The organism is Micromonospora sp. NPDC049203 (assembly GCF_043197215.1).
GTDB lineage: Bacteria > Actinomycetota > Actinomycetes > Mycobacteriales > Micromonosporaceae > Micromonospora.
The window spans coordinates 678,206-704,378 of sequence record NZ_JBICSV010000001.1; the positions used below are offsets into that span (position 1 = coordinate 678,206).

Consider the following 26,173-nt stretch of genomic DNA (forward strand, 5'->3'; position numbering starts at 1 on the left):
GCGCACACACCGGCATCCCGGCGCGTACGGCACGTCTGGGGGAGGATGCGGGGATGGCGGACCGGCTGGAGGAGTACCGGCGGAAACGGGACGCCGCGCGTACCCCGGAACCGGTGCCCGAGCGGGTGCGGGGCCGGAAGCGGTCCGCGCGGCGCGCGCCACGCTTCGTCATCCAGCAGCACCACGCCCGGAGCCTGCACTGGGACCTGCGGCTGGAGCACGACGGCGTGCTGGCCTCCTGGGCGGTCCCGCGCGGCCTGCCCCGCGACCCGGGCCGCAACCACCTGGCCGTGCACACCGAGGACCACCCGATGGAATACCTGACGTTCCACGGGGAGATCCCCGCCGGGGAGTACGGCGGCGGGCGCATGACAGTGCACGACACCGGCACCTACCGCGCGGAGAAGTGGCGCGACGACGAGGTGATAGTGGTGCTCGACGGCGAGCGCACGAAGGGGCGGTACGTCCTGTTCGCCACCGGTGGCCGGGGCCGGGACTGGATGATCAGGCGCACCGATCCGGCGCCGGAGGGCTGGACGCCGATGCCCGAACTGGTCCGCCCGATGCTCCCCGCGCAGGGCGGGCGGCTGCCACGCGACGCCGCCGCCTGGGGGTACGAGCCGCGCTGGGCGGGCGTGCGCGCGATGGCGTACGTCTCCGGCGGCCGGCTGCGGCTGCTCGACGGCGACGACACGGAGATCACCGGCTCGTACCCCTGGGCGCGGGCGATGGCCGAGGCGCTGGCCCCGGCGGAGGCGGTGCTCGACGGCGTGCTGGTCCGGATCGACCCGGCCGGGCGGGTCCGCGCGCCGACCCGGCGCGACGGGCAGTTCCTCGCCGTCGACCTGCTCTGGCTGGAGGGCATGTCCAGTCTCGACGTGCCGTACGCGCAACGCCGTGACCTGCTCGACGGTCTGGCGCTCGCCGGTCCGCACTGGCAGACTCCGCCGTGGTTCCCGGGAGTCGGCGCGGACGCCCTACGGGCCGCACGTGAGCAGGGGCTCCCGGGAGTGGTGGCGAAACGCCTCGACTCCCCGTACGAGCCGGGCCGGCGCAGCCGGCACTGGCTGAGCATCGACGCGAGCTGAGGACCACCGTGCATCTGACGCACCTGGAGTGCCCGCGCTGCGGCCGTGAACATCCGGCCGACGTGTTGCAGAACCTCTGCGGCTGCGGCTCGCCGCTGCTGGCCCGCTACGACCTCGCCGCGGTGGCCGCCACCGTCACGCCGGAACAGTTCGGGCTGCGCCCGGCCGACCTGTGGCGCTACCGCGAGCTGCTGCCGGTGGCCGATCCCCGGTGCGTCACGACGCTGGGCGAGGGCTGGACGCCGATGTGGCGCGCGCCCGCGTACGGCCACGAGATCGGTGTGGCGGACCTGATCGTCAAGGACGAGGGGCTGACCCCGACCGGGTCGTTCAAGGCGCGCGGCGCGTCGGTGGGCGTGAGCCGGGCCCGGGAGCTGGGCGTGCGGCGGATCGCCATGCCCACGAACGGCAACGCCGGTGCGGCGTGGGCCACCTACGCGGCGCGGGCCGGGATGGGCGCGACGATCGCCATGCCGCTGGCCGCGCCGACGATCTGCCGCGAGGAGTGCCTCGCCGCCGGCGCCGACCTGCGGCTCATCGACGGCCTGATAAACGACGCGGGCCGGGAGATCGCCGAACTGGTCGCCGGATCGGACGGCGGGATCTTCGACGCCGGCACGCTGCGCGAGCCCTACCGCCTGGAGGGCAAGAAGACCATGGGGTACGAGATCGTCGAGCAGCTCGGCTGGCAGGTGCCCGACGTGATCGTCTATCCCACCGGCGGGGGCGTCGGGCTGATCGGCATCCACAAGGCGCTGCACGAGCTGCGCGAGCTGGGCTGGGTGGAGGACCGGCTGCCCCGGCTGGTGGCGGTGCAGTCGACCGGGTGCGCGCCGATCGTACGGGCGTTCGCGGCCGGCGAGGACCGGGCCACCCCGTGGGCGGACGCGCACACAGTCGCGTTCGGCATCACGGTGCCCGCCCCGCTCGGTGACGAGCTGGTCCTGTCCGCGCTGCGGGAGAGCGCCGGCACCGCGATCGCCGTGGACGACGCGGAGATCCTCACCGACCTGCGTGACTTCGCCGCCCGGGAGGGGCTGCTGCTCTGCCCGGAGGGCGCGGCGTGCCTGACCGCCACCCGGCACCTGCGTGCGGGCGGCTGGATCCGGCCCGGGGAGCGCGTGGTGGTGCTCAACACCGGGGCCGGCGTCAAGTACCCGGGCCTGGTGCACAGCGGGGCGCCCGTCTGACCTGCGCGGTCGTGGCGCCCCGCTCGGCTGGGGTTCAGGAGGTGGGCGGCTCGTCCTCGCCCGCCTCCTCGGCGGCGTCCGCCTCCTCCTTCGTCTTGTGCACCGCGCCGTCGGCGTGCTCCGGCGGGCCGTAGACGGTGTAGAGCACCAGCGGGTTCGGTCCGGTGTTGACGAAGTTGTGCTTCGTGCCGGCCGGCACGACCACCAGGTCGCCGGAGACGACCTCCTTCTTCTCACCGGCCACCCGCGCCTCGCCGGTGCCGCTGACGAAGGTGAGGATCTGGTCGATGCCCTCGTGCACCTCCTCGCCGATCTCGCCGCCCGGCGGAATGGTCATGATGACCAGCTGGGTGTGCTCCCCGGTCCAGAGCACGCGGCGGAAGTCGGGACTCTTCTCGGCGACTGTCGCGATCGTGAAATGCTCCATGGCTCGCTCATACCCCGATCACGCGCCCGCCACGCCGGGAGTGGCAGATGGTGGAATTCCCCACGCCCGGCGGGTTTGGCTCCCTCCGGAAGGGGCATGTGCTCCCGACAAGACCGGTGCGGTGCTGGCCGGTCGAGCCAGGTCCCCGTCGGCGTACCGCCGTACGGCTGCGGTGGCGGGAGACGGCCGGAGCGCGGCGACGTTACGACCGGAGGTCGTGCGGCGCCGTGCGCTCGTCTCCGCGCCCGGACGGCCTGTCGCCGGTTCCCCCGCTAGCGCCTGACGCGGCGCAGCCCCCTGGTTACTCTGAAGTATGGTGCCGCTCCGAGGTCGGCCGACGGTCTACCGTCCGGTGCTGGCCGCGCGGCGTGGGGAGCTGGAGGCGCTGGCCCATCTGGACGACGCCTCCGCCGCGCTCGTCGCACCGGTCCTCGACGTCCCGGCGGGCATCCCGTCCATCGTGGACGGCCTGACCCGGCTGCCGGACGGGCTGCTGTGCGCGGTCGACGTGTCGGCGGTGCCGGACGCCCCGGAACACGATCCGGTCCGCTGGGGCGTACCGCTGGTGCCGGTGATCGGTCTCGCGGACAGTGACCGGCGGCTGGCCGCGCACGGCGCGGCGGCCCGGGCCTGGGCGCACCACGCGGTCGTCCGGTTGCGGGTCGGCCCGGACCGCGCCGGACCGGACGCGGCCACCGCGGCGGCGGAACGGGTGTGGCGGGTGACCGGCCTGCTGCCCGAGCAGTGCGACCTGCTGCTCGACGCTGGGGACGTGTGCTGCCGGGCCGACGTCCGGCTGGCCGAACCGCGGCTCCGGCGGGCCGCGCAGTGGGCACTGCGGCACGCCTGGCGTTCGGTGACGGTGGCGGCCGGCGGGATGCCGCCGGCCCTGTCCCGGCTACCGGTGGACGAGCCGGTCCGGCTGGACCGCCACGACTGGTCGCTCTGGCGGCGCCTGGCCGACCTGCGCCTCGGTTACGGCGACTACGGCGTGGGCTGCGCGGTACGGGACGCGGACGAGCCGGGCGACCGGGCACCGACGCTGCGCTGGGCCGACGACGAGGCATGGTGGGTCTACCGCTGGTCGCGGCGCGGCGGCCGGGCCGACGACCGGTTCGCCGACCTGTGCCGCACGCTGACCACCGCGCCGCACTGGTCACCGGCCGGGGCCGGCTTCTCCTGGGGCGACCACGAGGTCGTCCGGCGGGCGCGGCGGGGCGCCGGCGCGGGCTCACCCGCCAACTGGATCGCGTGGAGCACCTCGCACCATCTGGCGCACGTGCTGGCCGCGCTGGTCCGGCCGGAACCGGACCAGCGCGCCGGCTGAGCTCACTCCTGCTCGGTGAACCCGAACTGCACCACGCCCTCCTCGTCGACGACCGCGTCCACCGACGTGTCGTTCAGCAGCTCGGCCGCGTCGGAGTCGAGGAAGATGCGCGCCCCTTCGGTGTCCACCACCTGGTCGCCCTGCACCGGCTGCGGCACCAGCTCGATCGAGAGCGAACCGGCGTCGGTGTCGGCGGCGATGCGCAGCCCACCGGCGTCGGCGACGTCCTGCTGGGCGGCGAGGTCACGGATCACCAGGACGGCGTTGTCGGTCATGGTCAGCATGGCTGAACTCCTCATGGCTGGATGTCGGGTTCCGCGGGCGACACGGCCCACGCGGTCGGCTCGCGACCCGGAAGCGGGCGGAACAGGTTCTCGCCGCGCTGGAGGCAGGGCGTTCCACCGCCCTCACCCCCACCGTGCCCGCTGCCCGGTCATCCGTCAAACGGAACCCGATGATCGGCCGCTCCCCGGTGAACAGGGGTTTCCCCCGGCCCGGCCGGGGAACTCCCCGCGTTCGCGGTGTCCGCGCCGGCCCCGCAAATAACCTTTCACGCGGGAGTCTTCTCCGCAGGAAATCTCCATGGCAGCATCTGCACATGGATCGTCGCCTATTCCCCCGGACGCTGGCGGTGCTGGTGCTGGTCGCCACCGCGGCCACCGCCGGCACCACCACCGCCACCGCCGAAGCGCCCACCCCCGCGCAGACCCGGCTGCACGCCACCATCGACGCGGTCCTCGCCGACAGCCGGCTCAACGGGGCCCAGGCGGGCGTGGTCGTCGTCGACACCACCACCGGCCGCACGCTCTACGACCGCAACGGCACCCGCCGGCTCATCCCCGCCTCCAACACCAAGCTGCTCACCTCGGCCGCGGCGATGGAGCTGCTCGGCCCGGGCCACCGCTTCGCCACCGAGGTCAGCACCGACGGGCAGCGCCACGCCGGGATGCTCTCCGGCGACCTCTACCTGCGCGGCGGTGGCGACCCGACCATCCTCGCCGCCGACTACGACCGGCTCGCCCAGCAGGTCGCGGCGGCGGGCGTACGGGTGGTCGCGGGCGACCTGGTCGCCGACGACACCCGGTACGACCGCGACCGGCTCGGTCCGGACTGGACCTGGGACGACGAGCCCTACTACTACGCCGCCCAGGTGTCCGCGCTCACGGTGGCCCCGGACACCGACTACGACGCCGGCACCGTGATCGTGCGCGCCGCGCCGGGCACCCGGGAGGGAGCCCGCCCGAAGATCACCATGACGCCGGAGAACGGCTGGCTGCGCATCGACAACCGGGCCGAGACGGTCGCCGACGGCGAGACCACAATCTCCTTCGAACGCGAGCACGGCGGCAACACCGTGGTGGTGACCGGCCAGATCGCGGTCGGCGACGCCGCCGAGAGCGACTGGGTGACCGTCTGGGAACCGACCGGGTACGCCGCCGACGTGTTCCGCTCCGCGCTGCGGCGGCACGGCGTACGGGTGCTCGGCCGGACCGTGCTCGGCAGCGCCACCCCGGACACCGCCAAGCCGCTCGCCCGGCACGACTCGATGCCGCTGGCCGACCTGATGGTGCCGTTCCTCAAGCTCTCCAACAACGGGCACGCCGAGGTGCTGACGAAGGAACTGGGCCGGCAGCTGTCCGGTTCCGGGACCTGGGCCGCCGGCCTCTCCGCGATCAGCGGGTACGTGGGCGACGCCGGAGTGGACACCGGCACGCTGCGCCAGCGCGACGGGTCCGGCCTGTCCCGGCGCAACTTCGTCCCGCCGGCCCAGTTCGTCACGCTGCTCTCGGCGGTCCGCTCCGAGCCCTGGTTCGACACCTGGTACGCCGCGCTGCCGGTGGCCGGCAACCCGGACCGGTTCGTGGGCGGGACGCTGCGCAGCCGGATGGGCGGCACGCCCGCCGCGAACAACGTGCACGCCAAGACAGGCAGCCTGACCGGGGCGTCGGCGCTCTCCGGTTACGTCACCGACGCCGACGGGCGGCTGCTCGCCTTCTCGATCGTGCTGAACAACTACCTCACCTCGTCGGTGAAGGGGCTGGAGGACCAGATCGCGATCGCGCTTGCCGCGCACACCGAGAAGGAGACGGCGACCGCCCGGCGGACGGTGCCCACCGCGCCGGACTCGCCGCGCGTGCCGGAGGGGCGGGAGTGCTCCTGGGTGAAGCCCGCGCTCTGCTGACCGGCCGGGCCGCCCCGGCGCTCAGGCGCCGGGGCGGTACGGGCGCGGGCCGGCCCCGGGATCGCCCCGCTCGACGAGCGCGTCGATCTCGGCCGGCGGCAGCCCGCGCAGGGTGAGCACCCGCCGGCCCCACCGGTGCAGGCGGCACGGGTGCGGGCGGCGTCGTTGCGGCAGACGGTCCCACCCGACCAGGTCCGGGGCGCGTGCACCACCACCGCCCGCACCGCGAACTGGACGTCCTCGACCGTCACGTACGGCGGCATCGGGATCTCGCGCGGCACGTCGGCGTCGCTACGCGGGCGGGCGGGGACGACGGGGGCAGAGCCGGTCATCGGTCGGGCCTCCACAGAGGATGGTCGGACGTGGCAACGGAAACCTACGACGCCCGGCCGGGTAGGCGACGGACAAACTGTCCCCGCTCAGCGCAGCGCCACCGCCTGGAGGCTGACGTTGCCGCAGTCGCCCAGTGACTCCTCCACGGTCCAGTTCAGCAGCAGCTTCGCGCCGCGCGGGGCGCGGAACCTGACGGTGAACTCGGTGGTGAGCGCGGTGTGCGGATCCTCCATCCGCAGCGTGGTCACCGGGCCGCCGGTGGAGACGCGCACGTCGAGGCGGCCACGGGCCATCCAGAGCCCGGCGTACAGACGCACCGTTCGTGGGCTCCCGTCGGCGGCCACCGCCAGGTTGAACCCGCTGCCCCGGTGGCAGGTGTAGACGCCGGACATGGTGCCGCTCGCCGAGGCGACAGGGGCGCCGTCGCCCCAGGCGTACGCCTCCGGGTTGTTGCTGAAGCTCTCCCGCCGCCCCCGGCCGCCCTCGTCGCGGATCTCACCGGAGCCGCCCCGCTTGCGGACCGCCCGGTCGGCGCCGATGAGCCCCCAGTGGACCCAGTCGGTGGGGCCGGCGGCCGTGAGGTCGACGGTGGCGGGCACCTCCGCGCGGGTGACCGTGACGGTCGGCGGCAGCGCGCTCGGCGGCGACGGCGACGGCGTGGACGGCGACGGGCTCGGCGACGGCGGCCGCTGCCGGGGGCGCAGCCCCGGGTTGACCACCGTCTCGCCGGCCTCGTTCGGCAACCCGACCGGGCCGGGCGGAGCGACGGGCAACCCGGCGTGCTCCTCGCGCGGCGCCTCGTGCCGTTCCCCGCCGAGATAGAACGCCAGCGCCGCCAGGCAGAGGACCGCGGCCAACCCTTCCAGCATCAACCGCCGCCGACGGCGCAGCCGGCGCAGCGCGGACCGGGTACGCGGAAGGCCGTGCCGATGCGATCCGGGGCCGGTACGCGGACGGTCCTCCTGGCCCACCACACCCTCCACTTCGGTCACCGCACCGTCCGATACGACCGGAGCGTGACGGGCTTCACGGTGTCACCGGAAGAGAGTTCGCGCCACATGTCGAGCGACGGGAGTTTCCAGTTCGTTACCTCACGGCCGGCCACCGGGCCGCTCAGCTTACCGTGATCGCCTGCAACGCCACCCCGTCGTTCTGCCCGCCGGTCACCGTCAGGGCCTGCCACCTGATCAGCAGCCGCTCCCCCGGCGTCGCCCGGAAGCGGATGACGTACTGGTAGAAGCGGTCACCCGCGGCGAGGGCGACCTCGCGGACGGCGGGATCGCCGCCGCTGGACAGCGACAGGTCCAGCCGCGCGCCGGCCGAGAACGTGCCGACGAACAACCGGACCGTACGCGGCTCCCCGCTCCCGGCCACGCCGAGCGTGAAGCTCTTGCCGGCGCCGCGCTGGAAGACCCCCGCGCGGGTGCCCTCCTGGGCGGCGGTCGGCGTGCCGTCGGTCCATTGGAGATCGCTGGCGCCCGCGTTGTGCTCCAGCCGCTCGCCGCCCGGATCCTGGATCTCACCCGTGCCGCCCGCCTTGCGATGGAAGCTGTCCGCGCCGGAGCCGCCCCAGTGCCGCCAGTCCCGCGTACCGAGCGCGGTGAGCGACACCGTCCCGGGCAGCGGCACCAGGTCCACGTCGAGCAGTGGACCGCCGGGCGACACCGGGTCACCGGTGACCGGCGCCTGCTCACCCGCTGCTTGCTTTGAGGGCGGCGCCTGCGCGCTGGGCGCCTGTGCTGTGGGCGCCTGTTCGCTGGGTGCCGCGACCGGCGCGGTTTCCCGGATCAGCGGCGGCGTCCCCGGCGACCGGGCGGCGTACGCGAGCGCGGCCACCAGCCCGGTCACGGCCACCGCCGCCAGTACGGCACGCCGGCGTCGGCGCCGGGCCCGGGCCGCGGCGACCCGGGTGGCCGGGGCATCGGGCGCGGGCCGACGCGCCGGGCCGGCGATCGGGCTCGGCCGGGTCTTCGCCGCCCGGCCCGAAGCGGGGAGCCGATCTTTCGCCGCCCGGCCCACGACGCTCAGCCGCACGCCGATCCGGCCGGCCAGGTCGGCGAGTCGCGCCGGGATGCTCTCCGGGGCGGAGTGCCGGCCTGGTCTCGCCTCCACGTCGGCCTCGTGCGACGGGCCGGGTTCGGCCGGATCGTGTGAGGCGCCCGCCCGAACCGGCGACGCAGCGGACAGGTGCAGCCCGATCGGAGCCGGCCCGACCAGCGGCACCCGGCCGCCGGGCGGGTTCGGTCGCGGCTCGGGCCCGGCCGGTACACCTGCCCCGGTGGCGAGCGGACCCGGAGCGAGCGGACCAGAAGCCAGCGGACCAGGAGCCGGCGGGCCGGGCGCGAGCGGAGTCGTCGCGGGTGGGGTGGGCGCGGGCACGTCGGCGGGGAGCGGGCCTGAGGCGGGCAGCTCGGGCGTCGGCGGTCCGGCGGTGCGTGGCGGCGGCCATTCAGCGGTACCGGGCGGTTCCAGATCGCGGACGGTCACCGGATCGGGCGCGTCGGCCGGTGGACGGTCGCCGTCGGCCGCCGAACGGGGTGCGGCGGGCTCCGCGTCCCCGGGCAGGCGGCGTGGACCGGCGGGCCGCTCCGGCGCGTCTGCCGAATCGTCCGGCGTGGGCAGCCAACCCCCGACCCGGATTCCGGTCCGCGCGATGTCGTCCTCAGCCACCGACCCTCCCTCGGCCACCGGCGGCGAGCGGCCCGGCCCCGTGGCTCGCCGTAGGGAGGATGACACAGAACGCGATCTTGCAGAAGGGCATCAGTCCGCGCGATTCCCACGCGCGACACCCCGCCGCACCCCTCCCTGAACCAGATCTTGGAAGAATTAGGCCCCCATAGGGGCCATTTCCTTCCAAGATCTCCCCAGGCTCGCCCACCGACGCACCGGGCGGGTGGGCGGGCGCGCGCCGGGGTGGGCGGTGGGTGGTCAGTGGCGGGCTCAGCCGACCTGGAAGCCGAGCGCCTGGGCCAGCACCATCGCCTGCTCGACGTCGATCCGCGCGCCGGAACGCTGCACCGCCGTCGGGTCGAGCGAGGACAGGTCGCTGCCGCGCAGGTCGGCGCGGATCAGCTTGGCGGCGTGCAACTGGGCGCCGGAGAGGTCCACGCCGGTCAGCGTCGCGCCGGTCAGGTCGGCGCCGGTCAGGTCGACCTCCCGCATCCGTACGTCGGTGATCCGCGCCCCGCGCAGGTCGGCTCCGGCGAGCGTGACGAAGGACCAGTCGCCCCGGTCGATCCGCAACGGGCGCAGGTCGCAGCGGTCGAACGTGCTGCCGACCAGCTTGCAGCCGGTGAACTCGGCCTCGAACAGGTTGCACTTGCTGAACGAGCACCTGGTGAACGCCGAGTCGGTGTGCCGGGAGGCGTTGAACGCCACGTTGCCGAACACGCAGTCGGTGAAGACCGCGCCCCGGCTGACCGCCTCGGTCAGGTCGGCGTGGAAGAACTCGCACCGCACGAAGTGCCGGTCGGCCAGCTCCTCGGCGTACCAGTCCTCCTGGCGGTAGGTGACGTCCTCGACCTGCTCGGGCATGCCACCGACAGTAGTGACACTTCCCGGCCGCGATACCTGCGGGTAGGTTCGCGTCGTGAGCGTCACGGTGAGCACCGACCCCGGCCACGTCGGCTTCGATCCCGCCCGGCTGGCGCGGATCGACGAGCACTTCGCCCGGTACGTCGACGACGGCCGCCTCGCCGGCTGGCAGATCGTCGTCACCCGCCGGGGCGAGGTCGCCCACTCCTCGACGTACGGGCTGCGGGACCGGGAGGCCGGTACGCCGGTCGAGGCGGACACGCTGTGGCGCATCTACTCGATGACCAAACCGATCACCTCGGTCGCCGCGATGATGCTCTGGGAGGAGGGCCGGTTCGAGCTGAACGACCCGGTCAGCCGCTGGCTGCCGGAGTTCGCCGACGTCCGCGTCTACGACCGGGGTTCGGTGCTCAAGCCGTACACCGTGCCGGCGGTCGAGCCGATCCGGATCTGGCACCTGCTCACCCACACCGCCGGCCTGACGTACGGCTTCGCCCAGGTCTCGGTGGTCGACGGCCTCTACCGGGCGGCGGGCTTCGACCTGGGCGTGCCGCCGGGCGCGGACCTGGCCGCCGCCTCGGCCGGGCTGGCCCGGCTGCCGCTGCTGTTCCAGCCCGGCACGAGCTGGAACTACGGCGTCTCCACAGACGTGCTGGGCCGCCTGGTCGAGGTGATCTCCGGGCAGTCACTGGAGGCGTTCTTCGCCGAGCGGATCCTGGGCCCGCTGGGCATGACCGACACCCGCTGGTGGGTGGACGCGGCGGACGCGAAGCGCCTGGCCGCCCTGTACGCCCCGCACCCGGCCACCGGCCAGGCGGTACGCGCCGACGGGGTGGGCCGGGCCGCGCTGGCGGAGCCGACGTGGCACTCCGGCGGCGGCGGGCTGGTCTCCACGGCGGCCGACTACCACCGCTTCACCCAGTTCCTGCTGCGCGGCGGTGAGCTGGACGGGGTGCGCCTGCTCGGTCCCCGCACGGTGCGCTTCATGACCCGCAACCACCTGCCCGGCGACCGGGACCTGGCCTCGTTCTCCCCGGACGGCTTCGCCGAGACGATCCTCGACGGGATCGGCTTCGGGCTGGGCTTCGCGGTGGTGCTGGACCCGGTGCCGTCGCGGGTGCCGAGCAGTGTCGGCGAGTTCTACTGGGGCGGCCTGGCCAGCACCGCGTTCTGGGTGGACCCGGTGGAGGAGGTCACCGCGCTGCTGTTCACCCAGCTGATGCCGTCCAGCACGTACCCGCTGCGCAGCCAGTTGCGCCAGCTCGTCTACTCGGCGATCGTCGACTGAGCCGGTTCGGCGGAACGCCCCGCCGCCCGCCGGTGGGCTGCCTAGCCTGTGAGGCATGAGCGACATCGTCGTGTTCGGTGCCGGTGGGACGGCGGGATCGCGGATCGCGGCCGAGGCGGTCGAGCGGGGGCACCGGGTCACAGCGGCGGTGCGGCGTCCGGAGGCGGTCGGCTATCTACCACCCGGCGTACGCACGGTGACCGGCGACGCCACCTCGGCGCGGAGCGTACGCGAACTGGCGCAGGACGCGGACGTGCTGGTGGTGGCCATCGGCGGCGGCGAGCGGGAGCTGTGGCGCGACGCCGCGCGGACGCTGGTCGACACGCTGCGGGAGCTGCCCGATCCGCCCCGGGTGATCCACGTCGGCGGCGGTTCGACGCTGCTCACCCCGAAGGGCACCCGCTACCTGGACGAGCCGGACTTCCCGGAGGAGTACCGGGACTCGGCGCACGGCCAGGCCGACGCGCTGGAGTTCTACCGCTCCAGCGCCGACGGGGTCACCTGGACGTACGTCTCCCCGCCGCCGCTGGAGTTCCACCCGGGCGAGCGGACCGGGCACTACCGGACCGGTACCGACCAGCCGGTGACCGACGCGCAGGGCCGGTCGGTGCTCACCTACGAGGACCTGGCCGTGGCGATCGTCGACGAGATCGAGAATCCGCGGTTCGGCAACGCCCGGTTCACCGTCGCGTACTGAGTCAGCCGGCCAGCCGGGCCGGGAAGCCGCCGGTGGCGATCGGACCCCAGGACTCGATGGTGACGCGGATCAGCGACTTGCCCTGCGCGACCATCGCCGACCGGTACTCGTCCCAGTCCGGGTGCTCACCGGAGATGCTGCGGAAGTACTCGACCAGCGGCTCCAGCGCCTCGGGCAGGTCGAGCACCTCGGCCACGCCGTCGACCTGCACCCACGGGCCGTTCCAGTCGTCGGAGAGCACGCACGCGGACACGCGCGGATCGCGGCGGATGTTCGTCACCTTGGCCCGCTCCGGATAGGTGGAGATCACCAGCCGGCCCTCGGCGTCCACCCCGCAGGACACCGGGGAGGACTGCGGGCGGCCGTCGGAGCGGGTGGTCATGAGCACGACCTGGTGCCGGGGGCGGAGGAACTCGATCAGGGCGTCCCGGTCGACCCGGGTGTTCTTCGCGATGCTGCGTGCCATGCCTCGGTTCTACCAGCCCGGTCGATGGTCCTCAGCGCGGACGGCCGGCGGCCCGCTGTGCGGTGACCTGTTCCGGCACGCGCGGGCGGGCCGCCGGCCGCCAGGCACGGCCGTTGGCGTAGATGACCCGGAAACCGAGGTACGCGGCGAGCGGCGCCCAGTGCGCCGAGCGCATCCGCACCTCGGCGGCGTTGTGCCGCTGCCCGTTCGCGAGCACGTCGAGCAGCACCGTCTCGAAGGCGGCCGACTCGACCCAGTCCACCTCGCGGGTGAAGCCGCAGATCAGCGCCGCGCCGGTGATGTCGAGGAACTCGCGCAGCGTGGCGTCGGAGGCGCGCAGCACCGAGCAGCTGCCGAAGTAGAGGCGTCGGCCCTCGCAGCGGCCGGCCATCCGCTCGGCCACGTCGGACAGCTCGACCGAGTCCCAGTCGGTGAGGCAGAGCCGGCTCGGCTCGCCGTGCATGGCGAAGAAGCCCACCCGGTGGTCCGCGTACTGCTTGAGCAGCCAGCGGTCGACGAAGTAGAACAGCTCGTCGCGGGTGGCCGCGTCCTTGTGGATGTAGCGGATCCGGCCGAGCCGTTCGAGCAGGTCGAGCGTGGGCAGGACGGACCCTCGCTCGTTGAGGTCGCGGTGCCACTGCCCCTCGACGCAGAACACGCCGCCACGCGCCAACGCCCACCTCCCGCCCGTCGAGGTCGCCGCCCGGGTCCGGGAGCAGACGTTACCGCTCACCTCCGACGGGCGACACCCGGCAGCGCGTTCGCAAACGGGCACTATTCACAGCTGATACTCAGCAAGCGCCTGATGTGAGAACAATTTCGGCTAATCACCACGAAGAGTCCTCGCACCTGTCACGGTGAGAGAGACGGGACGTACCGGTCGATGTGCCCGTCGGACCCCAGTTCCGCTCTGACATCGGGAGGACTCTGTGCGCGTCAACACCCTGAAGCGGGCGGCGGTCGCGTTCGCGCTGGCCCTGCCCGGGGCCGCCGTGGCGACCGTCGTGGCCGCGCCACCGGCCCACGCCGACGGCTGCTACACCTGGAACCGCACCCTGTCGCAGGGACGCTCCGGCTCCGACGTGCGGCAGCTCCAGATCCGGGTGGCCGGCTGGGCCGGGTACGCCGGCGTCGTCCGGGTCGACGGCGTCTACGGCCCGGAGACCGCAGCCGCGGTCAAGCGCTTCCAGGCCGCGTACGGGCTGCGCGCCGACGGCGTGGCCGGGCCGCAGACGTTTGCCAAGATCTACGACCTGCAGAAGGACAGCGACTGCACGCCGAAGCACTTCAGCTACGCCGAGCTGGACAACGGCTGCGGCAAGGGTGGGTGGGCCGGCGGCCCGCTCTCCTCGGCGGCCACCAAGGAGAACGCGCTGCGCACCATGTGGAAGCTGGAGGCGCTGCGCCGCAGCCTCGGCGACAAGCCGATCTACGTGACCAGCGGGTTCCGCAGCATCGCCTGCAACCGGCAGGTCGGCGGGGCCACGGACAGCCAGCACCTCTACGGCAACGCGGCCGACCTGATCGCCAAGCACCGCAGCCTCTGCGAGATCGCCCGGTCGGCCCGCGACCAGGGCTTCAGCGGCATCTACGGGCCCGGCTACCCGGACCACGACGACCACACGCACGTGGACTCGCGGCGGGAGAACAACCGGGACAAGGTGGCTAACACCAGGGACTGGGCCGCCCCGGACTGCGGGGTCGAGTGACGCGGTGACGGCGGCCCGGCACGGGGGTGGGGGCTCCCCGGCCGGGCCGCCGTCGGCATGCTCCGGCGCGATCGACGCCACTCCGCGACGGGGCGTGGACGCGACCGGAACGGGACGCCGGGCGTCAGCTCACCCGGACCTGCGGGCCTGGGGTGGGCCCGCCTGGCACCGGGCGAGGGGCCGGCGTCAGCTCGCCCGGGGCCAGGCGAGGGCTCGGGGTCAGCTCGCCCGGGGCCAGCGAGGGCGGGCGGCGGGTGCGGGCCGCCCGGCGACGGGCCGCACCGGCGGCACGGCGACCCGGGGGACCGGACCGCGGGCCGCCTGGCCGGGCGTACGGGCGGCCTGACGCGGCCCGGTCAGCACGAACGGGAAGGGCACGTGCACGAACGGGTTGCCGTGCCGGATCAGCGCGTCGATCTGCCGGTCGTTGAGACCGTGAGTCTCCAGCACGCGCCGGCCCCAGCGATGCAACCGGCAGGGGAACGACGACCCGTCGTTGCGGCACTTCGGCCCCGCGGGCCACTCCTCGGCGGCGTGCACCACCACCGCCCGGACCGCGAGGCGGACGTCCTCAGGGGTCAACGGCGCCGGTACCGGCACCTCGCCCAGGATCTGGTCGATGGGATCCGTCGACTGCTCACCAACTCGCACGGCAGGCCTCCCGCAGCTCGGCAGCGATACGGCGGAACGGCCGCACCACATCCTCGACCACTGGTACGGCCCGGAAACGGCAGTAGTTCAATCCCGCCACGCGGCGAGCAGTTCGGCCGGCCCGAGCGCGGTGACGCCGTCTACCGCACGGCCACTGCGCACCACCGCGACGAGCGGCGTGTGGTCGTCGGCACCCGGCAGCTGGGCGCGGTGGTGGAGCAGCCGGGCCAGGTCGTGGGCGTCGAACGCGCCGTTCTCCAGCCATTTGACCGAACCCACGAACGTGATCCGCTTGGCCACCGGGCTCCGGTCACCGCCGACCAGGTCGATCTCGGGATCGTTGGTACGCGTCCAGTACCCGCCCACCTCCCCCGTCCCGGACGGCAGGTGCCCCGGCGGCAGCCGGCGCAGCGACTCCCGGATCACCGGCTCGACCGCACGTCCCCGCCAGGAGGTCCAGGACGAGTGGATGCGGGCGAGCGTCAGATCCCCTCTGCCGCGCTCGATCTCGGCGAGGTACGGATCGAGGAAGGCGAGCCAGAAGCGGAGGTACGGGTCGGCGACCGTGTAGCGGGTCTCGCGCGACGGACGGGTGGACAGCGGGAGGGTGGCGTCCACGACCCGCTTGTCTGTCAGCAGCCGGAGCGCGCGGTGCAACGAAGCCTGCGGGATCCCGCCGGCGGCCCGCGCGATGGAGGAGGAGGTGCGCTCCCCCGAGCCGATGGCGCGCAGCACCACGCCCGGTTGGGACTGCGGCGGGAACTCGGCGGCGAGGGCCCGTTCCCCGCTGACGAGCAGCGCGGAGGTGGGGTCCGGGACGGCCTGGGCGAGGTAGTCGCGCACGGTCTCGCCGGGGGCCCAGTCGTCGAGGACGAGCGGTAGGCCGCCGGTGACGAGGTACGCGTCGATGGCATCGGCCGGCGGCAGCTGGAGCATCTCGGCCACGTCGCCGGGGCTCAGGGGCGGCACGACCATCTCGGTCGCGCGTTGGTGGAACGGCCAGCCGTAGTCGTTGAGCGCCTCCATCATCGCCAGGTCGGAGCCGACGCAGATCAGCAGGACCGGCCGGCGGGACAACTCCCTGTCGAAGACCTTCTGGAGGGTGCCCTCGAAACCCGGGTCGGTGGCGATGAGGTAGGGCATCTCGTCGAGCACGACGACGCTGGGCTGGTCCGCGGGCAGCGCGGCGGCGAGGAGGGCGAGAGCCGCGTCCCAGGTAGCGGGCGCCTGCGCCGTGAAGAGCGCCGCGCCGGGGAGCGTTGAGCCGGCCGCCGCCTCGACGAAGAGGCGCAGGTCTGCGGCCACCGTGGGTTGCGCCGAGGCGGTGAAGAAGAGGTGCGGTACGTCAGCGCGCTCGACGAACTCCTCCACGAGCCGGGACTTGCCCACCCGGCGGCGCCCTCGCATGAGCACCGCCCGCCCCGGCCGCCCCGCCCGGCCGCCGCGTTCGACGCGCGCCAGCATGCCGTCGAGCCGGTCCAGCTCCCGCGTCCTGCCGACGAAACCGGCCACGTCATCACCTAACGCCATCATCGCCGATACTCTCACTCTTGATAGTATCGCTGATGAGAGCTTCTGGCGTCAGACCAGGCCGGCGTCCTGGACCAGCAGGGCCACCTGCACGCGGTTGTTCAGGTCGAGCTTCGTCAGCAGCCGCGACACGTACGCCTTCACCGTCGCCACACTCATGAACAGCTCGGCGGAGATCTCCGCGTTGGTCCGGCCCCGGCCGAGCAGCACCGCGACCTCCCGCTCCCGCTCGGATAGCCCGTCGAGCAGCCGTACCGCCCGCTCCCGTTTCGGGTCCGGGCCGGACACCGGCGCGGTGGCCGTGACGTGCGCGATGAGTTTGCGGGTCACCGCCGGGGACAGCGTCGCCTCCCCCGCCGCGACCCGGCGTACCGCCGCCACGATGTCGGCCGGCGGGGTGTCCTTGAGCAGGAAGCCGCTCGCCCCGGCGCGCAGCGCCCGCAGCACCTGCTCGTCGGCGTCGAAGGTGGTGAGCACCAGCACCTCGGGCGGCTCGGCGGTGGCACGCAGCGCCTCGGTGGCGGCCAGGCCGTCGACCCGGGGCATGCGGATGTCCATCAGCACCACGTCCGGGGCGTACGCGGCGACGGCGGCCGGCACCTCGGCTCCGTCGGCGGCCTCGCCGACCACACTCAGGTCGGGCACCCCGCCGAGGATCATCGACAGCGCACCACGCACCAGCGGGTCGTCGTCGACGATCAGCACCCGGACCGGGGCGCTCACTGAGCCGCCGCCCAGGGCAGCCAGGCGGTCAGCCGGAACGTGCCGTCGGCGTCGCGCCCGTGTCCCAGGCGGCCACCGGCGAGCGTGACCCGTTCGGCGATCCCGACCAGCCCGGTGCCGGCGCCCGGGATAGCGGTGGCGGGCGCACCGACGGGCCACGGGTTGACGATCTCCACCGCCAGCCCGTCCCCCGGACCACCGGCCAGCCGGACCGTCACCACCGCGCCCGGTGCGTGCTTGCGGGCGTTTGTCAGCCCCTCCTGCACGATCCGGTACGCGCTGCGCCCGATCGCCGCCGGCACCGTCTCCGGCCCGGCCACCTCGTCGACCACGCCGACCCGTACCCCGGCGTCGCGGCTCTCGGCGACCAGCGCCGGCACGTCGGCAAGCGTGGGCTGCGGCCGTTCCGGTGTGGCCTCGGAGCCCACCTCGGCCCGGAGCACGCCGATCACCTCGCGCAGGTCCTGGAGCGCGGCGTGCGCGCTGGCCCGGATCACACCGGCCGCCCGCGCCACCTCCTCCGGCGGCGCGTCCGGCCGGAACTCCAGCGCGCCCGCGTGCAGGCTGAGCAGGGAGATCCGGTGCGCGAGCACGTCGTGCATCTCCCTGGCGATCCGGCCGCGTTCGAGCTGCCGGGCCTGGTCGAGCCGGAGTTGCTGCTCGGCCTCGGCCCGCTCGGCGCGGTCGCGCAGGGACAGCACCAGCTGGCGGCGGGCCCTGACGAACAGGGCCCACGCCACCACCACGCCGATGAACAGCGCGGTCCAGATCACGGAACCCCAGAACGGCATCGTCGGATCGGGCCGCACGGCGAGGTAGACAGGCAGGCTCAGCACGTTCCAGGCCGCCAGGGCCAGGCCCACCGGCAGCGGCCGGTGCACGAGCACGGTGAACGTGATGACGAGCAACGCGAGGCCGGAGGTGACCGAGAAGAACACGAGCGGCGCGGTGGCCAGCGCCAGCCCGATCGGCCAGCGGCGGCGCAGCCAGAGCGCGCCGCTGACGAGCAGGCCGATGAGCAGGTCGACCTCCACCAGCCAGGCCGGACCGGCGTTGAGGCCGAACTCCGGGGTGGCGCTGGTGACGTCGCCGTGCGCGATCAGCACCCAGAGCAGCGAGGCCACGAACAGCACGCCGTCCACGAACCAGTCCCGCGGCGTCCGCCGGGCCCGGGCGGGCACCAGGGAGCCCGGCAGGAGCCAAGGATGATCGGGTACGGCGGCGCTTGTCACCCGTCCATGCTAGGAAGCCGTCCGGACCCGCTACCAGCTACCAAAGTCGACGTCTGCGGTGAACCGAGGTCGACGGTGCCACCGACCGCCGGCCGCAGCGCGTGACCGGGTGGCCCCGGCAGGCTCGACGGCATGATCGAAGTCGGCCAGCTCACCAAGCGGTACGGCCCGCACACCGCCGTCGAGGACGTCACGTTCCGGTGCGAACCGGGCTCGGTGACCGGTTTCCTGGGCCCGAACGGCGCCGGGAAGTCCACCACCATGCGGATGGTCTGCGGGATGACGCCGCCCACCTCGGGTGCCGCCACCGTCGCCGGCCGCGCCTACCGCGACCTGCCCAACCCGGGGCGGGAGATCGGCGTGCTGCTCGACGCGTCGGCGCAGCACGCCGGGCGCACCGGGCGGGAGACGCTCACGCTCGCCGCCCGCACCATGGGCGTGGAGCGGGGTCGGGTGGCGGACGTACTCGACCGGGTCGGGCTGAACGACACCGCCGCCCGGCGCCGCGTCGGCGCGTACTCCCTGGGGATGCGGCAGCGGCTCGGCCTGGCGCTGGCGCTGCTGGGCGACCCCCGGGTCCTGATCCTGGACGAGCCGGCAAACGGCCTCGACCCGGAGGGGATCTTCTGGATGCGCGGCCTGCTGCGCGACTTCGCCGACCGGGGCGGCACGGTGCTGCTCTCCTCGCACCTGCTGCGCGAGGTGGAGGCGGTGGCCGACCGGCTGGTGGTGATCGGCGGCGGCCGGGTGGTCGCCCAGGGCGGCAAGGACGAGCTGCTCGCCGGTGCCGGCACGCTGGTGCGCGCCCGCGACCCGCACGCGCTGCGCCTGACGCTGGACCGGGCCGCGCTGCCCGCGTCCCCCGGCACCGACGGCGGCTTCGTCGTCCGGGCCGAGCCGGGCGTGGTCGGTCAGGCAGCGGCCGACGCCGGGCTGGTCCTCACCGAGCTGCGCCCGGCCGGCAGCGGCGGCCTGGAACAACTCTTCCTCACCCTCACCGCCGGCGCGTCGACCAAGGAGGCCGTCCGATGACCACCACAGCCGTTCCGACCGCACCGGAGCGGCACGAGCCGGCCACCGGCGGCCCCTCGCTGGCCCGGCTGACCGGCGTGGAGCTGCGCAAGCTCGCCGACACCCGGGCCGGACGCTGGCTGCTCATCACCATCGGCCTGATCGCCGCGGCGATCGTGGTGGTGCAACTGTTCGTCCTCGACGGGGCGGATCAGACGTTCACCGCCTTCTTCACCCCGTCGCTGCTGCCGGTCGGCCTGCTGCTGCCGGTGCTCGGCATCCTGTCCATCACCGGCGAGTGGTCGCAGCGCACCGCGCTCACCACGTTCGCGCTGGTGCCCCGCCGGGAGCGGGTGGTCGTCGCCAAGCTCGTCGCGGTGGTGCTCGCCGCGCTCGCCTCGGTGCTCGTCAGCCTGGCGGTCGCCGCCGTCGGCACGCTCGCCGCCCGCGCCACCGGCGGGGCGGGGGCCTGGACGTTCGACTGGCTACTGCTGCCGCACGCGGCCGTCTTCCAGGTCGCGAGCGTGCTGATGGGCGCCGCCTTCGGCCTGCTGCTGCTGAACACGCCGCTGGCGATCGTCGCCTACCTGCTGCTGCCGACCGTGTGGAGCCTGCTCGCCGCGATGATCTCCGCGCTGCGTGAGCCAGCCCGCTGGCTGGACACCTCCTACACCATGGAGCCGCTGCTCGGTGCCGAGATGACCGGCGGGCAGTGGGGCCGGCTCGGCGTCTCGCTGGCCGTCTGGGTGGTCCTGCCGCTGACCGCGGGTCTGGTCCGCACGCTGCGCCGGGAGGTGTCGTGACGGTGACGGCCCGAGGGCTCGGTGAGGACGTCGTGGTCGACGGCGGACGCGGTGAGCTGGTGCTGATGTGGGCGGGATTCCCGCTGGTCGGGGCGGGGCTGGGCGCCGGGCTGACCGCGCTGTCCGGCTGGATCGCCGGGCTGCCCTGGTTCCCGTTCCAGGGCCTGTTCGAGCTGCTCGCCGGCTGGCCGGACGAGCGGGCGTACCCGATCGGGGCCGGGGTGGGCCTACTCGGCGGCCTGTTCCTGGCGGTGGTGGCGGTCCGCGAGCGGCTGACCGTCACGGTCGGGCACCGGACGGTACGGCTGCACCGAGACGGGCACGACCGGGACGTGGCCCGCGCCGACGTGGCCGGCGTGTTCGTCGACGGAAAGACGCTGGTGCTGCTGGACACCGCCGGCGGCGAGCTGGCCCGGGAGAAGTCCGACCTGGACGCCGAGCGGTTGCGCGCGGCGTTCACCCGGCAGGGCTGGCCGTGGACCGGTCAGGACCCGCACCGGGACGCGTACCGGCGGTGGGTCGAAGGGCTGCCCGACCTGCCGCCGGGCGCGGACGCCCTGCTGCGTGCCCGGCAGCGGGCGCTCGACGGCGGCCACGACGCCGAGACCCGGGAGCTGCACGGGGAGCTGGCCCGGCTCGGCGTCGTGGTCCGCGACGAGGGCAAACGGCAGTACTGGCGGCTGGTCACCCGCCCGCTGTCGGATTGACCGGCGCCGTCGCGCTGCGATCTTCGCACCGAGAATTTACGTTCGCCCATGGCGAGGGTCACGGCTCCTCGGACGCGGTGGCCCCGGACGGTGCGACGGGAGGGCCGGCATGGCCGTGGACAGGGCATCTTCCGGCGCAAGCCGGTCGAGCGCTGACCGCCGCGTCACCTCAGACGTCGAGCAGTCGCAGGCCGATCGGGTCCACGTCGCGTGTGGTGTTGCCGAGCATCACCACACCTCGGCCGGCGGCCCGGTCAAAGCCCAGGAAGGCCCGGAAGCCACTGGTACCCCCGTTGTGCCAGACGACCTCCCGGCCGCCGTGCCGGCTGGTGAACCAGCCGTACCCGATCCGCCGGTCGTCCCCGGCGTCGAACCGGGGAGTGGCCGCGTCGGCACCGGGTGCCGTGCCGGCGAGCATCGCGGCGGTGAGCCGGGCCAGGTCCTCCACCGTGGACCAGATCCCGACGCCGGCCGGCGCGTAGCCCGCGCCCAGCCACGGGTCGGCGGCCCGGCCGGCGGCGGTGGCGCCCTCGGCTCGTCCGGCGGGCAGGTGCCCGGCCTCGGTGGCGGCCAGGGTTCCGGCCATGCCGAGTGGACACAGCACGTCCCGCCGCAGCAGTTCCGGATAGTCGACACCGGCCCGGGCCGCGAGCGCCTGGCCGAGCAGCGCCGCGCCGAAGTTCGAGTAGGAGACGGTGCCGCGGTCGCCGCCCGGCTCGGTGTTCGCGGTGGCGGCGACGATCCGGTCCACGTCGTGGCCGGCGTACGCGTTCCCGGCCGTGGACGCCGCCCACCACATCCGGACCGTCGCACCGGCGGAGCCGGGTGCCAGCCGGGGCAGCCCGGCCCGGTGACTGGCCAATTCGGCGAGGGTGACCTCGCCGGCCGTACCGGTCACGCCGGGCAGGACGGCGGCCAGCCGGTCGTCGGGACCGACGGTGCCGGCCGCCACCTGCCGGGCCAGGAGCATGCCGGTGAGCGGCTTGGCGACCGAGCCGATCTCGAACGGGGTCCCCGGTTCGACGGCCGGCCCGCCGCGCGCCCGTTCGCCGAGGCCCGCGACGCGGACCCGGTCGCCGTCGATCACCGCCACCGCGAGGCCGCGCAGCCCCTGGAGATCATCGACTGCGGCACGGACCGTCGCGGCCAGGCCCGCGTCACCGGTCTGCTGCGAGCCCAGGCGCGGCGGCCGGGGCTTCCGGACGGCGGCCACCGCCGAGCCGGCGAGGCCGGCGGCGACGGCGAGAACGATCGGGGTACGCATGAGGGCTGCCTTCCGTCGGAGTGGCCGGACCGGGTCAGCGGCGGGCCGCGGTGAGGATGGCCAGCAGCGGCACCACCCGCTCGGGCGGTATGTCGTAGCGCCCGCGAGCGCCGCTGCGCAGCCAGCCCGCGGCGGCGAGTTGCCGCAGGTGGTGGTGGAGCTGGCCGGTGGTGCCGATCCCGTCGAGTTCGGCCAGTGCGGCGGTGCCGTGCCGGCCGCCGAGGATCTCCCGCAGCAGCCGCAGTCGCACCGGATGCGCCAGCGCCGTGAGCGTGCCGGCCAGTGCCGCCCAGTCGGCGTCGAGCAGGTCGTCGACCGTGGCGCCGTACTGCCAGTCGTAGTGCCGGTCGGTGGTGCGGACGGTGCCGGTGTAGAGCACCGCCCCGGTGCCGTCGGCGGGGATCCGCCGCTTCAGGCCGCCGAGCGCCCAGAAGACGTCCTCCGGTGTGACCTCGGTCTCCGGCCTGCCCCCGGCCCGGTCGCCGGCCAGCCGGGCCACCTGTGCCTCCAGGGCCGCGAGCCGCTCCTCCACGCTTGCCATGGCCACCAAAATACGGAAGTACGTACTTACGTGCAAGCGAACAAACGCGCCGAGCTGCCGGTGTCACTACTTCTGCTGGCGCGTTTCTGGCATCAGGACGAACTGTTCGGGCATGTTCTCCGTACACACGTGTGGTTCGTGACGTCTACCTCGGAGGCATGGTGTCCGCACTTCGAACTGATCCACTCGCGGGGGCGATTCTCCAGGTCGGCGTACTCGCGGCCCTGGCCGGCACTGTCGGCCTGAGCGCGTACGGCTGGCTGGCCGGTCTACTCTTCGGGGTGGTGATGGTCGCGGCGCTCGGACACGGGCTGCGCCGCTCGGGCGCGGACCGGCTCGGGCCGGCCGACTGGGTGACGCTCACCCGGGCGACGCTCACCGGCGGGGTGGCGGCGCTGACCGTCGACTCGTTCCGCGGGCCGATCGCGGTCCCCCTCCTGGTCACGCTGGCCGCCGTGGCGCTCTCCCTGGACTGGGTCGACGGGCAGGTGGCCCGGCGTACCGGCACGGTGAGCGCGCTTGGCGCCCGGTTCGACATGGAGGTCGACTCCTTCCTCGTCCTGGTCCTCTGCGGGTACGTCGCCGACCAGGTGGGCGCCGGGGTGCTGGTGATCGGCGCGATGCGGTACGTCTTCGTCGCCGCCGGCTGGGCGCTGCCGTGGATGCGCGGCTCGCTGCCGCCGCGCTACTGGCGCAAGGTGGTCGCCGCAACGCAGGGCATCGCGCTGGCGGTGGTCGCGGCGGGCGTACTGCCCCGGCCGCTGGCGGTGGCGGTACTCCTCGGCGCGCTCGCGATGCTCGTCGAGTCGTTCGGCCGCGACGTCGCCTGGTTGTGGCGGCACCGCGTACCGTCGCGGCGGCGCCCGGTGGCGCTCCCGGCCGCGCCGGTCTCCCCCGCGCCCGCCGGTCACCACTCCGAGTGGACGCCGGACGTGCGGATCGCGCGCCAGCCCGCCGAGGCCGGCGGGCGGCGCCGGTGACCGACCTGTCCCGCCCGGCGGACGGCGACGACGCCCCGGACGCCGCCGCGACCGGCAACAATGAGGCCGGCACCACGACCGACGACGCTCCGACGCCCGGCCGGCGGCGTGCCCGGCGGCTGGTCGCCGTGACTGTCACCGCGCTGGCCGCCGCGCTCGTGCTGGTGGCACTCGTCGCGCCGAGCGACGCCAACGAGTTCAGTCCCGGCGCGTTCCTGCGCATCCCGGTGGAAGGGCTGATCGCCGTCGCCCTGCTGCTGGTCCTGCCGGCACGTCCGCGCCGGGTGGTGGCCACGGCGCTCGGCGTGCTGCTCGGCCTGGTCCTCGTCCTGAAGGTCACCGACCTCGGGTTCTCCCTGGTCCTGGACCGCAGCTTCGACCTGATCGCCGACTGGACGTTCCTCGGCGCGGGCGCGGAGTTCCTGTCCGAGTCGTACGGTCGCGCCGCCGAGGTGGGCGCGGTGGCGCTGGCGGTGGTCGCGGTGCTCGCCGTACCGCTGCTGGTGACGCTGTCGGTGCGGCGGCTGACCCGGGTCGTGGTCGCGAACCGGACGGTGACCGCCCGCGCGACCACCGCGTTCGCCGCCGCCTGGGTGGTCTGCGCCGTGCTCGGCGCGCAGATCGTGCCCGGCGTCCCGGTCGCCGCCGACACGGTCGCGGCCGGTCTCTACGACCGGGCCCGGCAGGTGCGGGCGGGCCTCAACGACCAGGAGAGGCTCAACACGCAGCTCGCCGGTGACCCGTTCCAGAACGTGCCGGGCGAGCAGTTGCTGACCGCGTTGCGCGGCAAGGACGTGCTGTTCACGTTCGTGGAGAGCTACGGCCGGGTCGCGCTGGAGGACCCGGACCTCGCGCCGGAGGTGGACGCCGTCCTCGACGAGGGGACCCGGCAGTTGCGCGCGGGCGGCTACGGCAGTCGCAGCGCGTTCCTCACCTCGTCCACCACCGGCGGCGGGAGCTGGCTGGCGCACGCCACGCTGATGAGCGGCATCCGGGCGGACAACCAGTTGCGCTACACCAACCTGGTCCGCAGCGACCACCTGACCCTCAACGGCGCGTTCAAGCGCGCCGGCTGGCGGACCACGCTGGTCATGCCGGCGCTCACCCGGGCCTGGCCGGAGGCCGAGTTCTTCTCCCCCGACCAGGTGTACGGCGTGAAGGAACTCGGCTACCGGGGACCGCTGTTCAGCTTCTCCTCCCCGCCGGACCAGTACACGCTGTCGACGTTCCAGCGCCGCGAGCGCGGACCGGGGCACGCCCCGGTGATGGCCGAGATCCCGCTGCTGTCGAGCCACATCCCGTGGACGCCGGTACCGCCGCTCGTCGACTGGGACGACGTCGGCGACGGCTCGGTCTACAAGGGGACGGCGCGCGCCGACCGCTCGGCGGAGGGCACCCGGGAGGCGTACCGGCAGGCGGTGGTCTACACGCTGCGCACGCTCATCTCCTACGTGCAGCGGTACGGCGACGAAAACCTGGTCCTGGTGTTCCTCGGCGACCACCAGCCGGCCCGGGCGGTCACCGGGGAAGGCGCCGGCAAGGACGTGCCGATCACGATCGTGGCGAAGGACCCGGCCGTGCTCGACCGCGTCGCCGGGTGGGGCTGGCAGGACGGCCTCAACCCCGACCCGCAGGCCCCGGTCTGGCCGATGGAGTCGTTCCGCGACCGGTTCCTGCACGCGTTCGGACCGAAGTCCACCACTCACAGTTAGGGATGTCGTGACGATGCTCGCGCGGGCCTGGGGGATCACCCGTTCCCTGGCCGTCTACCACGGTCAGCCGGCCAAGCACCGGCGTGCCCGGCAGCTCTACGGGCAGTTCCTCTCCCCCGGCGACCTGGCCTTCGACATCGGCGCCCACGTCGGCGGCCGGGTACGCACCTGGCGCCGGCTGGGCGCACGCGTGGTAGCGGTCGAGCCGCAGCCGGACTGCCTGCGGGTGCTGCGCCTGGGCTTCGGCCGGGACGCCGACGTGATCATCGAGCCGACGGCTGTCGGTGCCCGGTCCGGGAGCGCGCGGCTGGAGCTGTCGAGCGCGACGCCGACGGTGTCCACCATGTCGTCGTCGTGGATCGAGTCGGTCACCGCCGATCCGAGCTTCGCCGGGGTCCGCTGGGACCGGTCCATCGAGGTGCCGGTGGTGACGCTGGACGACCTGATCGCGCGGCACGGCGTACCGGCGTTCTGCAAGGTCGACGTCGAGGGCTTCGAGGTCGACGTGCTGGCCGGGCTGAGTCGTCCGGTGCGCGGGCTGTCCTTCGAGTACCTGCCGCCCGCGCACGACTCCGCGCTGGCCGTGTTGGACCTGGTGGAACGGCTGGGCGCGACGGCTGGCGGCTACCGCTACAACTACTCGCCGGTGGAGACCATGCGGTTCGCGAGCGACCGGTGGCTGGACGCGGCCGGGCTGGTACGCCTGCTGGAGACGTACCGCCCGGCCGGTCGCTCCGGCGACGTCTACGCCCGGCTGGCGGCCTCCTGAGCGGCGCCG

At 74.2% G+C, this 26,173-nt stretch carries 26 protein-coding genes; 13 read left to right on the forward strand and 13 right to left on the reverse strand.

Annotation, left to right across the window (positions count from 1 at the left end):
• Nucleotides 1–53: 53 nt before the first annotated feature.
• Nucleotides 54–1,088: a DNA polymerase ligase N-terminal domain-containing protein gene (locus tag ACGFIA_RS03170; RefSeq protein WP_393258228.1), complete on the forward strand. Its 1,035-nt coding sequence runs from the start codon at nucleotides 54–56 to the stop codon at nucleotides 1,086–1,088.
• Nucleotides 1,089–1,096: 8 nt separating this feature from the next.
• Nucleotides 1,097–2,278, forward strand: coding sequence for a threonine synthase (locus ACGFIA_RS03175; RefSeq protein ID WP_357385982.1), 1,182 nt, complete (start codon nucleotides 1,097–1,099; stop codon nucleotides 2,276–2,278).
• 34 nt (nucleotides 2,279–2,312) lie between these two features.
• Here ACGFIA_RS03175 and ACGFIA_RS03180 read toward each other — a convergent pair whose 3' ends face one another.
• A complete protein-coding gene (locus ACGFIA_RS03180; RefSeq protein ID WP_013284343.1) occupies nucleotides 2,313–2,705 on the reverse strand; it encodes a cupin domain-containing protein in 393 nt (130 codons plus the stop codon).
• A gap of 313 nt (nucleotides 2,706–3,018) precedes the next feature.
• On the opposite strand from ACGFIA_RS03180, the gene ACGFIA_RS03185 reads away from it, so the two are divergent.
• Nucleotides 3,019–4,032, forward strand: a complete 1,014-nt coding sequence (locus ACGFIA_RS03185) for a hypothetical protein (RefSeq protein WP_357385984.1) — start codon at nucleotides 3,019–3,021, stop codon at nucleotides 4,030–4,032.
• Nucleotides 4,033–4,034: 2 nt separating this feature from the next.
• On the opposite strand, the gene ACGFIA_RS03190 is transcribed toward ACGFIA_RS03185, so the two are convergent.
• A complete protein-coding gene (locus ACGFIA_RS03190; protein WP_357385986.1) occupies nucleotides 4,035–4,316 on the reverse strand; it encodes an iron-sulfur cluster biosynthesis family protein in 282 nt (93 codons plus the stop codon).
• A gap of 314 nt (nucleotides 4,317–4,630) precedes the next feature.
• Between ACGFIA_RS03190 and dacB the strand changes: the two genes are divergently transcribed.
• A complete protein-coding gene (gene dacB, locus ACGFIA_RS03195; RefSeq protein ID WP_393258233.1) occupies nucleotides 4,631–6,214 on the forward strand; it encodes a D-alanyl-D-alanine carboxypeptidase/D-alanyl-D-alanine-endopeptidase in 1,584 nt (527 codons plus the stop codon).
• Between the two features lie 419 nt (nucleotides 6,215–6,633).
• Here the strand turns inward: dacB and ACGFIA_RS03200 are convergent, their stop codons facing one another.
• The 3 genes from ACGFIA_RS03200 to ACGFIA_RS03210 form a co-directional block, all read right to left on the reverse strand.
• A complete protein-coding gene (locus ACGFIA_RS03200; protein WP_357385991.1) occupies nucleotides 6,634–7,539 on the reverse strand; it encodes a hypothetical protein in 906 nt (301 codons plus the stop codon).
• A gap of 121 nt (nucleotides 7,540–7,660) precedes the next feature.
• Entirely contained in the window at nucleotides 7,661–8,659 is a 999-nt protein-coding gene (locus ACGFIA_RS03205; protein WP_393258236.1) for a hypothetical protein, read from the reverse strand.
• An 828-nt stretch (nucleotides 8,660–9,487) separates the two neighbouring features.
• Nucleotides 9,488–10,081, reverse strand: coding sequence for a pentapeptide repeat-containing protein (locus ACGFIA_RS03210; RefSeq protein ID WP_357476348.1), 594 nt, complete (start codon nucleotides 10,079–10,081; stop codon nucleotides 9,488–9,490).
• 55 nt (nucleotides 10,082–10,136) lie between these two features.
• Between ACGFIA_RS03210 and ACGFIA_RS03215 the strand changes: the two genes are divergently transcribed.
• Together ACGFIA_RS03215 and ACGFIA_RS03220 are read left to right on the forward strand one after the other, a co-directional pair.
• Nucleotides 10,137–11,369, forward strand: a complete 1,233-nt coding sequence (locus tag ACGFIA_RS03215; RefSeq protein ID WP_357385997.1) for a serine hydrolase domain-containing protein — start codon at nucleotides 10,137–10,139, stop codon at nucleotides 11,367–11,369.
• A gap of 55 nt (nucleotides 11,370–11,424) precedes the next feature.
• Nucleotides 11,425–12,066 carry an NAD(P)-dependent oxidoreductase gene (locus ACGFIA_RS03220; protein WP_184682566.1) on the forward strand — a complete coding sequence of 214 codons (642 nt, stop codon included), beginning with the start codon at nucleotides 11,425–11,427 and terminating at the stop codon, nucleotides 12,064–12,066.
• Nucleotide 12,067: 1 nt separating this feature from the next.
• Here ACGFIA_RS03220 and ACGFIA_RS03225 read toward each other — a convergent pair whose 3' ends face one another.
• On the reverse strand, nucleotides 12,068–12,532 hold the full coding sequence (locus ACGFIA_RS03225) for a PPOX class F420-dependent oxidoreductase (protein ID WP_357385999.1): 465 nt from the start codon (nucleotides 12,530–12,532) through the stop codon (nucleotides 12,068–12,070).
• A gap of 31 nt (nucleotides 12,533–12,563) precedes the next feature.
• Complete coding sequence (locus ACGFIA_RS03230; protein ID WP_357386001.1) at nucleotides 12,564–13,205, reverse strand: DUF6642 family protein; 642 nt, start codon at nucleotides 13,203–13,205, stop codon at nucleotides 12,564–12,566.
• A 256-nt stretch (nucleotides 13,206–13,461) separates the two neighbouring features.
• Here ACGFIA_RS03230 and ACGFIA_RS03235 point away from each other — a divergent pair, with 256 nt between their 5' ends.
• Complete coding sequence (locus tag ACGFIA_RS03235; RefSeq protein ID WP_357476352.1) at nucleotides 13,462–14,241, forward strand: D-Ala-D-Ala carboxypeptidase family metallohydrolase; 780 nt, start codon at nucleotides 13,462–13,464, stop codon at nucleotides 14,239–14,241.
• Nucleotides 14,242–14,460: 219 nt separating this feature from the next.
• Here the strand turns inward: ACGFIA_RS03235 and ACGFIA_RS03240 are convergent, their stop codons facing one another.
• The 4 genes from ACGFIA_RS03240 to ACGFIA_RS03255 form a co-directional block, all read right to left on the reverse strand.
• A complete protein-coding gene (locus tag ACGFIA_RS03240) occupies nucleotides 14,461–14,892 on the reverse strand; it encodes a hypothetical protein (RefSeq protein ID WP_393258243.1) in 432 nt (143 codons plus the stop codon).
• A gap of 87 nt (nucleotides 14,893–14,979) precedes the next feature.
• Entirely contained in the window at nucleotides 14,980–16,404 is a 1,425-nt protein-coding gene (locus ACGFIA_RS03245; RefSeq protein WP_393258246.1) for an ATP-binding protein, read from the reverse strand.
• Nucleotides 16,405–16,473: 69 nt separating this feature from the next.
• The gene (locus tag ACGFIA_RS03250; RefSeq protein WP_393258608.1) at nucleotides 16,474–17,169 is read right to left on the reverse strand and encodes a response regulator; all 696 of its coding nucleotides are present in this window, start codon (nucleotides 17,167–17,169) and stop codon (nucleotides 16,474–16,476) included.
• Nucleotides 17,142–18,377 carry a sensor histidine kinase gene (locus ACGFIA_RS03255; protein ID WP_393258248.1) on the reverse strand — a complete coding sequence of 412 codons (1,236 nt, stop codon included), beginning with the start codon at nucleotides 18,375–18,377 and terminating at the stop codon, nucleotides 17,142–17,144. Before ACGFIA_RS03255 ends, ACGFIA_RS03250 begins: the two co-directional genes overlap by 28 nt.
• A 132-nt stretch (nucleotides 18,378–18,509) precedes the next feature.
• On the opposite strand from ACGFIA_RS03255, the gene ACGFIA_RS03260 reads away from it, so the two are divergent.
• From ACGFIA_RS03260 to ACGFIA_RS03270, 3 genes are read left to right on the forward strand one after another with little or no spacing between them, the layout of a single operon-like run.
• A complete protein-coding gene (locus ACGFIA_RS03260; protein WP_393258251.1) occupies nucleotides 18,510–19,409 on the forward strand; it encodes an ABC transporter ATP-binding protein in 900 nt (299 codons plus the stop codon).
• The gene (locus ACGFIA_RS03265) at nucleotides 19,406–20,191 is read left to right on the forward strand and encodes an ABC transporter permease (protein WP_393258254.1); all 786 of its coding nucleotides are present in this window, start codon (nucleotides 19,406–19,408) and stop codon (nucleotides 20,189–20,191) included. The genes ACGFIA_RS03260 and ACGFIA_RS03265 overlap by 4 nt, the downstream gene beginning before the upstream one ends.
• A complete protein-coding gene (locus ACGFIA_RS03270; RefSeq protein WP_393258257.1) occupies nucleotides 20,188–20,898 on the forward strand; it encodes a hypothetical protein in 711 nt (236 codons plus the stop codon). The genes ACGFIA_RS03265 and ACGFIA_RS03270 overlap by 4 nt, the downstream gene beginning before the upstream one ends.
• A 169-nt stretch (nucleotides 20,899–21,067) precedes the next feature.
• Here the strand turns inward: ACGFIA_RS03270 and ACGFIA_RS03275 are convergent, their stop codons facing one another.
• Together ACGFIA_RS03275 and ACGFIA_RS03280 are read right to left on the reverse strand one after the other, a co-directional pair.
• On the reverse strand, nucleotides 21,068–22,162 hold the full coding sequence (locus ACGFIA_RS03275) for a serine hydrolase domain-containing protein (RefSeq protein ID WP_393258260.1): 1,095 nt from the start codon (nucleotides 22,160–22,162) through the stop codon (nucleotides 21,068–21,070).
• 34 nt (nucleotides 22,163–22,196) lie between these two features.
• The gene (locus ACGFIA_RS03280; protein ID WP_357386024.1) at nucleotides 22,197–22,703 is read right to left on the reverse strand and encodes an ArsR family transcriptional regulator; all 507 of its coding nucleotides are present in this window, start codon (nucleotides 22,701–22,703) and stop codon (nucleotides 22,197–22,199) included.
• A 158-nt stretch (nucleotides 22,704–22,861) separates the two neighbouring features.
• On the opposite strand from ACGFIA_RS03280, the gene ACGFIA_RS03285 reads away from it, so the two are divergent.
• From ACGFIA_RS03285 to ACGFIA_RS03295, 3 genes are read left to right on the forward strand one after another with little or no spacing between them, the layout of a single operon-like run.
• Nucleotides 22,862–23,683: a CDP-alcohol phosphatidyltransferase family protein gene (locus tag ACGFIA_RS03285; RefSeq protein ID WP_357386026.1), complete on the forward strand. Its 822-nt coding sequence runs from the start codon at nucleotides 22,862–22,864 to the stop codon at nucleotides 23,681–23,683.
• Nucleotides 23,680–25,395 (forward strand): sulfatase, encoded by a 1,716-nt coding sequence (locus ACGFIA_RS03290; protein ID WP_357386028.1) that lies wholly within the window; start codon nucleotides 23,680–23,682, stop codon nucleotides 25,393–25,395. Before ACGFIA_RS03285 ends, ACGFIA_RS03290 begins: the two co-directional genes overlap by 4 nt.
• 13 nt (nucleotides 25,396–25,408) lie before the next feature.
• On the forward strand, nucleotides 25,409–26,164 hold the full coding sequence (locus tag ACGFIA_RS03295; RefSeq protein ID WP_357386139.1) for an FkbM family methyltransferase: 756 nt from the start codon (nucleotides 25,409–25,411) through the stop codon (nucleotides 26,162–26,164).
• Nucleotides 26,165–26,173 lie beyond the last annotated feature (9 nt).

What these genes read in the sequence shown, in the direction of transcription:
- ACGFIA_RS03295 (WP_357386139.1), top strand. Translation starts at nt 25,409, where the DNA reads ATGCTCGCGCGGGCCTGGGGGATCACCCGTTCCCTGGCCGTCTACCAC.
- ACGFIA_RS03265 (WP_393258254.1), top strand. Translation starts at nt 19,406, where the DNA reads ATGACCACCACAGCCGTTCCGACCGCACCGGAGCGGCACGAGCCGGCC.
- ACGFIA_RS03185 (WP_357385984.1), top strand. Translation starts at nt 3,019, where the DNA reads ATGGTGCCGCTCCGAGGTCGGCCGACGGTCTACCGTCCGGTGCTGGCC.
- ACGFIA_RS03180 (WP_013284343.1), bottom strand. Translation starts at nt 2,705, where the DNA reads ATGGAGCATTTCACGATCGCGACAGTCGCCGAGAAGAGTCCCGACTTC.
- ACGFIA_RS03260 (WP_393258251.1), top strand. Translation starts at nt 18,510, where the DNA reads ATGATCGAAGTCGGCCAGCTCACCAAGCGGTACGGCCCGCACACCGCC.
- dacB (WP_393258233.1), top strand. Translation starts at nt 4,631, where the DNA reads ATGGATCGTCGCCTATTCCCCCGGACGCTGGCGGTGCTGGTGCTGGTC.
- ACGFIA_RS03285 (WP_357386026.1), top strand. Translation starts at nt 22,862, where the DNA reads ATGGTGTCCGCACTTCGAACTGATCCACTCGCGGGGGCGATTCTCCAG.
- ACGFIA_RS03210 (WP_357476348.1), bottom strand. Translation starts at nt 10,081, where the DNA reads ATGCCCGAGCAGGTCGAGGACGTCACCTACCGCCAGGAGGACTGGTAC.
- ACGFIA_RS03190 (WP_357385986.1), bottom strand. Translation starts at nt 4,316, where the DNA reads ATGCTGACCATGACCGACAACGCCGTCCTGGTGATCCGTGACCTCGCC.
- ACGFIA_RS03275 (WP_393258260.1), bottom strand. Translation starts at nt 22,162, where the DNA reads ATGCGTACCCCGATCGTTCTCGCCGTCGCCGCCGGCCTCGCCGGCTCG.
- ACGFIA_RS03170 (WP_393258228.1), top strand. Translation starts at nt 54, where the DNA reads ATGGCGGACCGGCTGGAGGAGTACCGGCGGAAACGGGACGCCGCGCGT.
- ACGFIA_RS03280 (WP_357386024.1), bottom strand. Translation starts at nt 22,703, where the DNA reads ATGGCAAGCGTGGAGGAGCGGCTCGCGGCCCTGGAGGCACAGGTGGCC.
- ACGFIA_RS03220 (WP_184682566.1), top strand. Translation starts at nt 11,425, where the DNA reads ATGAGCGACATCGTCGTGTTCGGTGCCGGTGGGACGGCGGGATCGCGG.
- ACGFIA_RS03225 (WP_357385999.1), bottom strand. Translation starts at nt 12,532, where the DNA reads ATGGCACGCAGCATCGCGAAGAACACCCGGGTCGACCGGGACGCCCTG.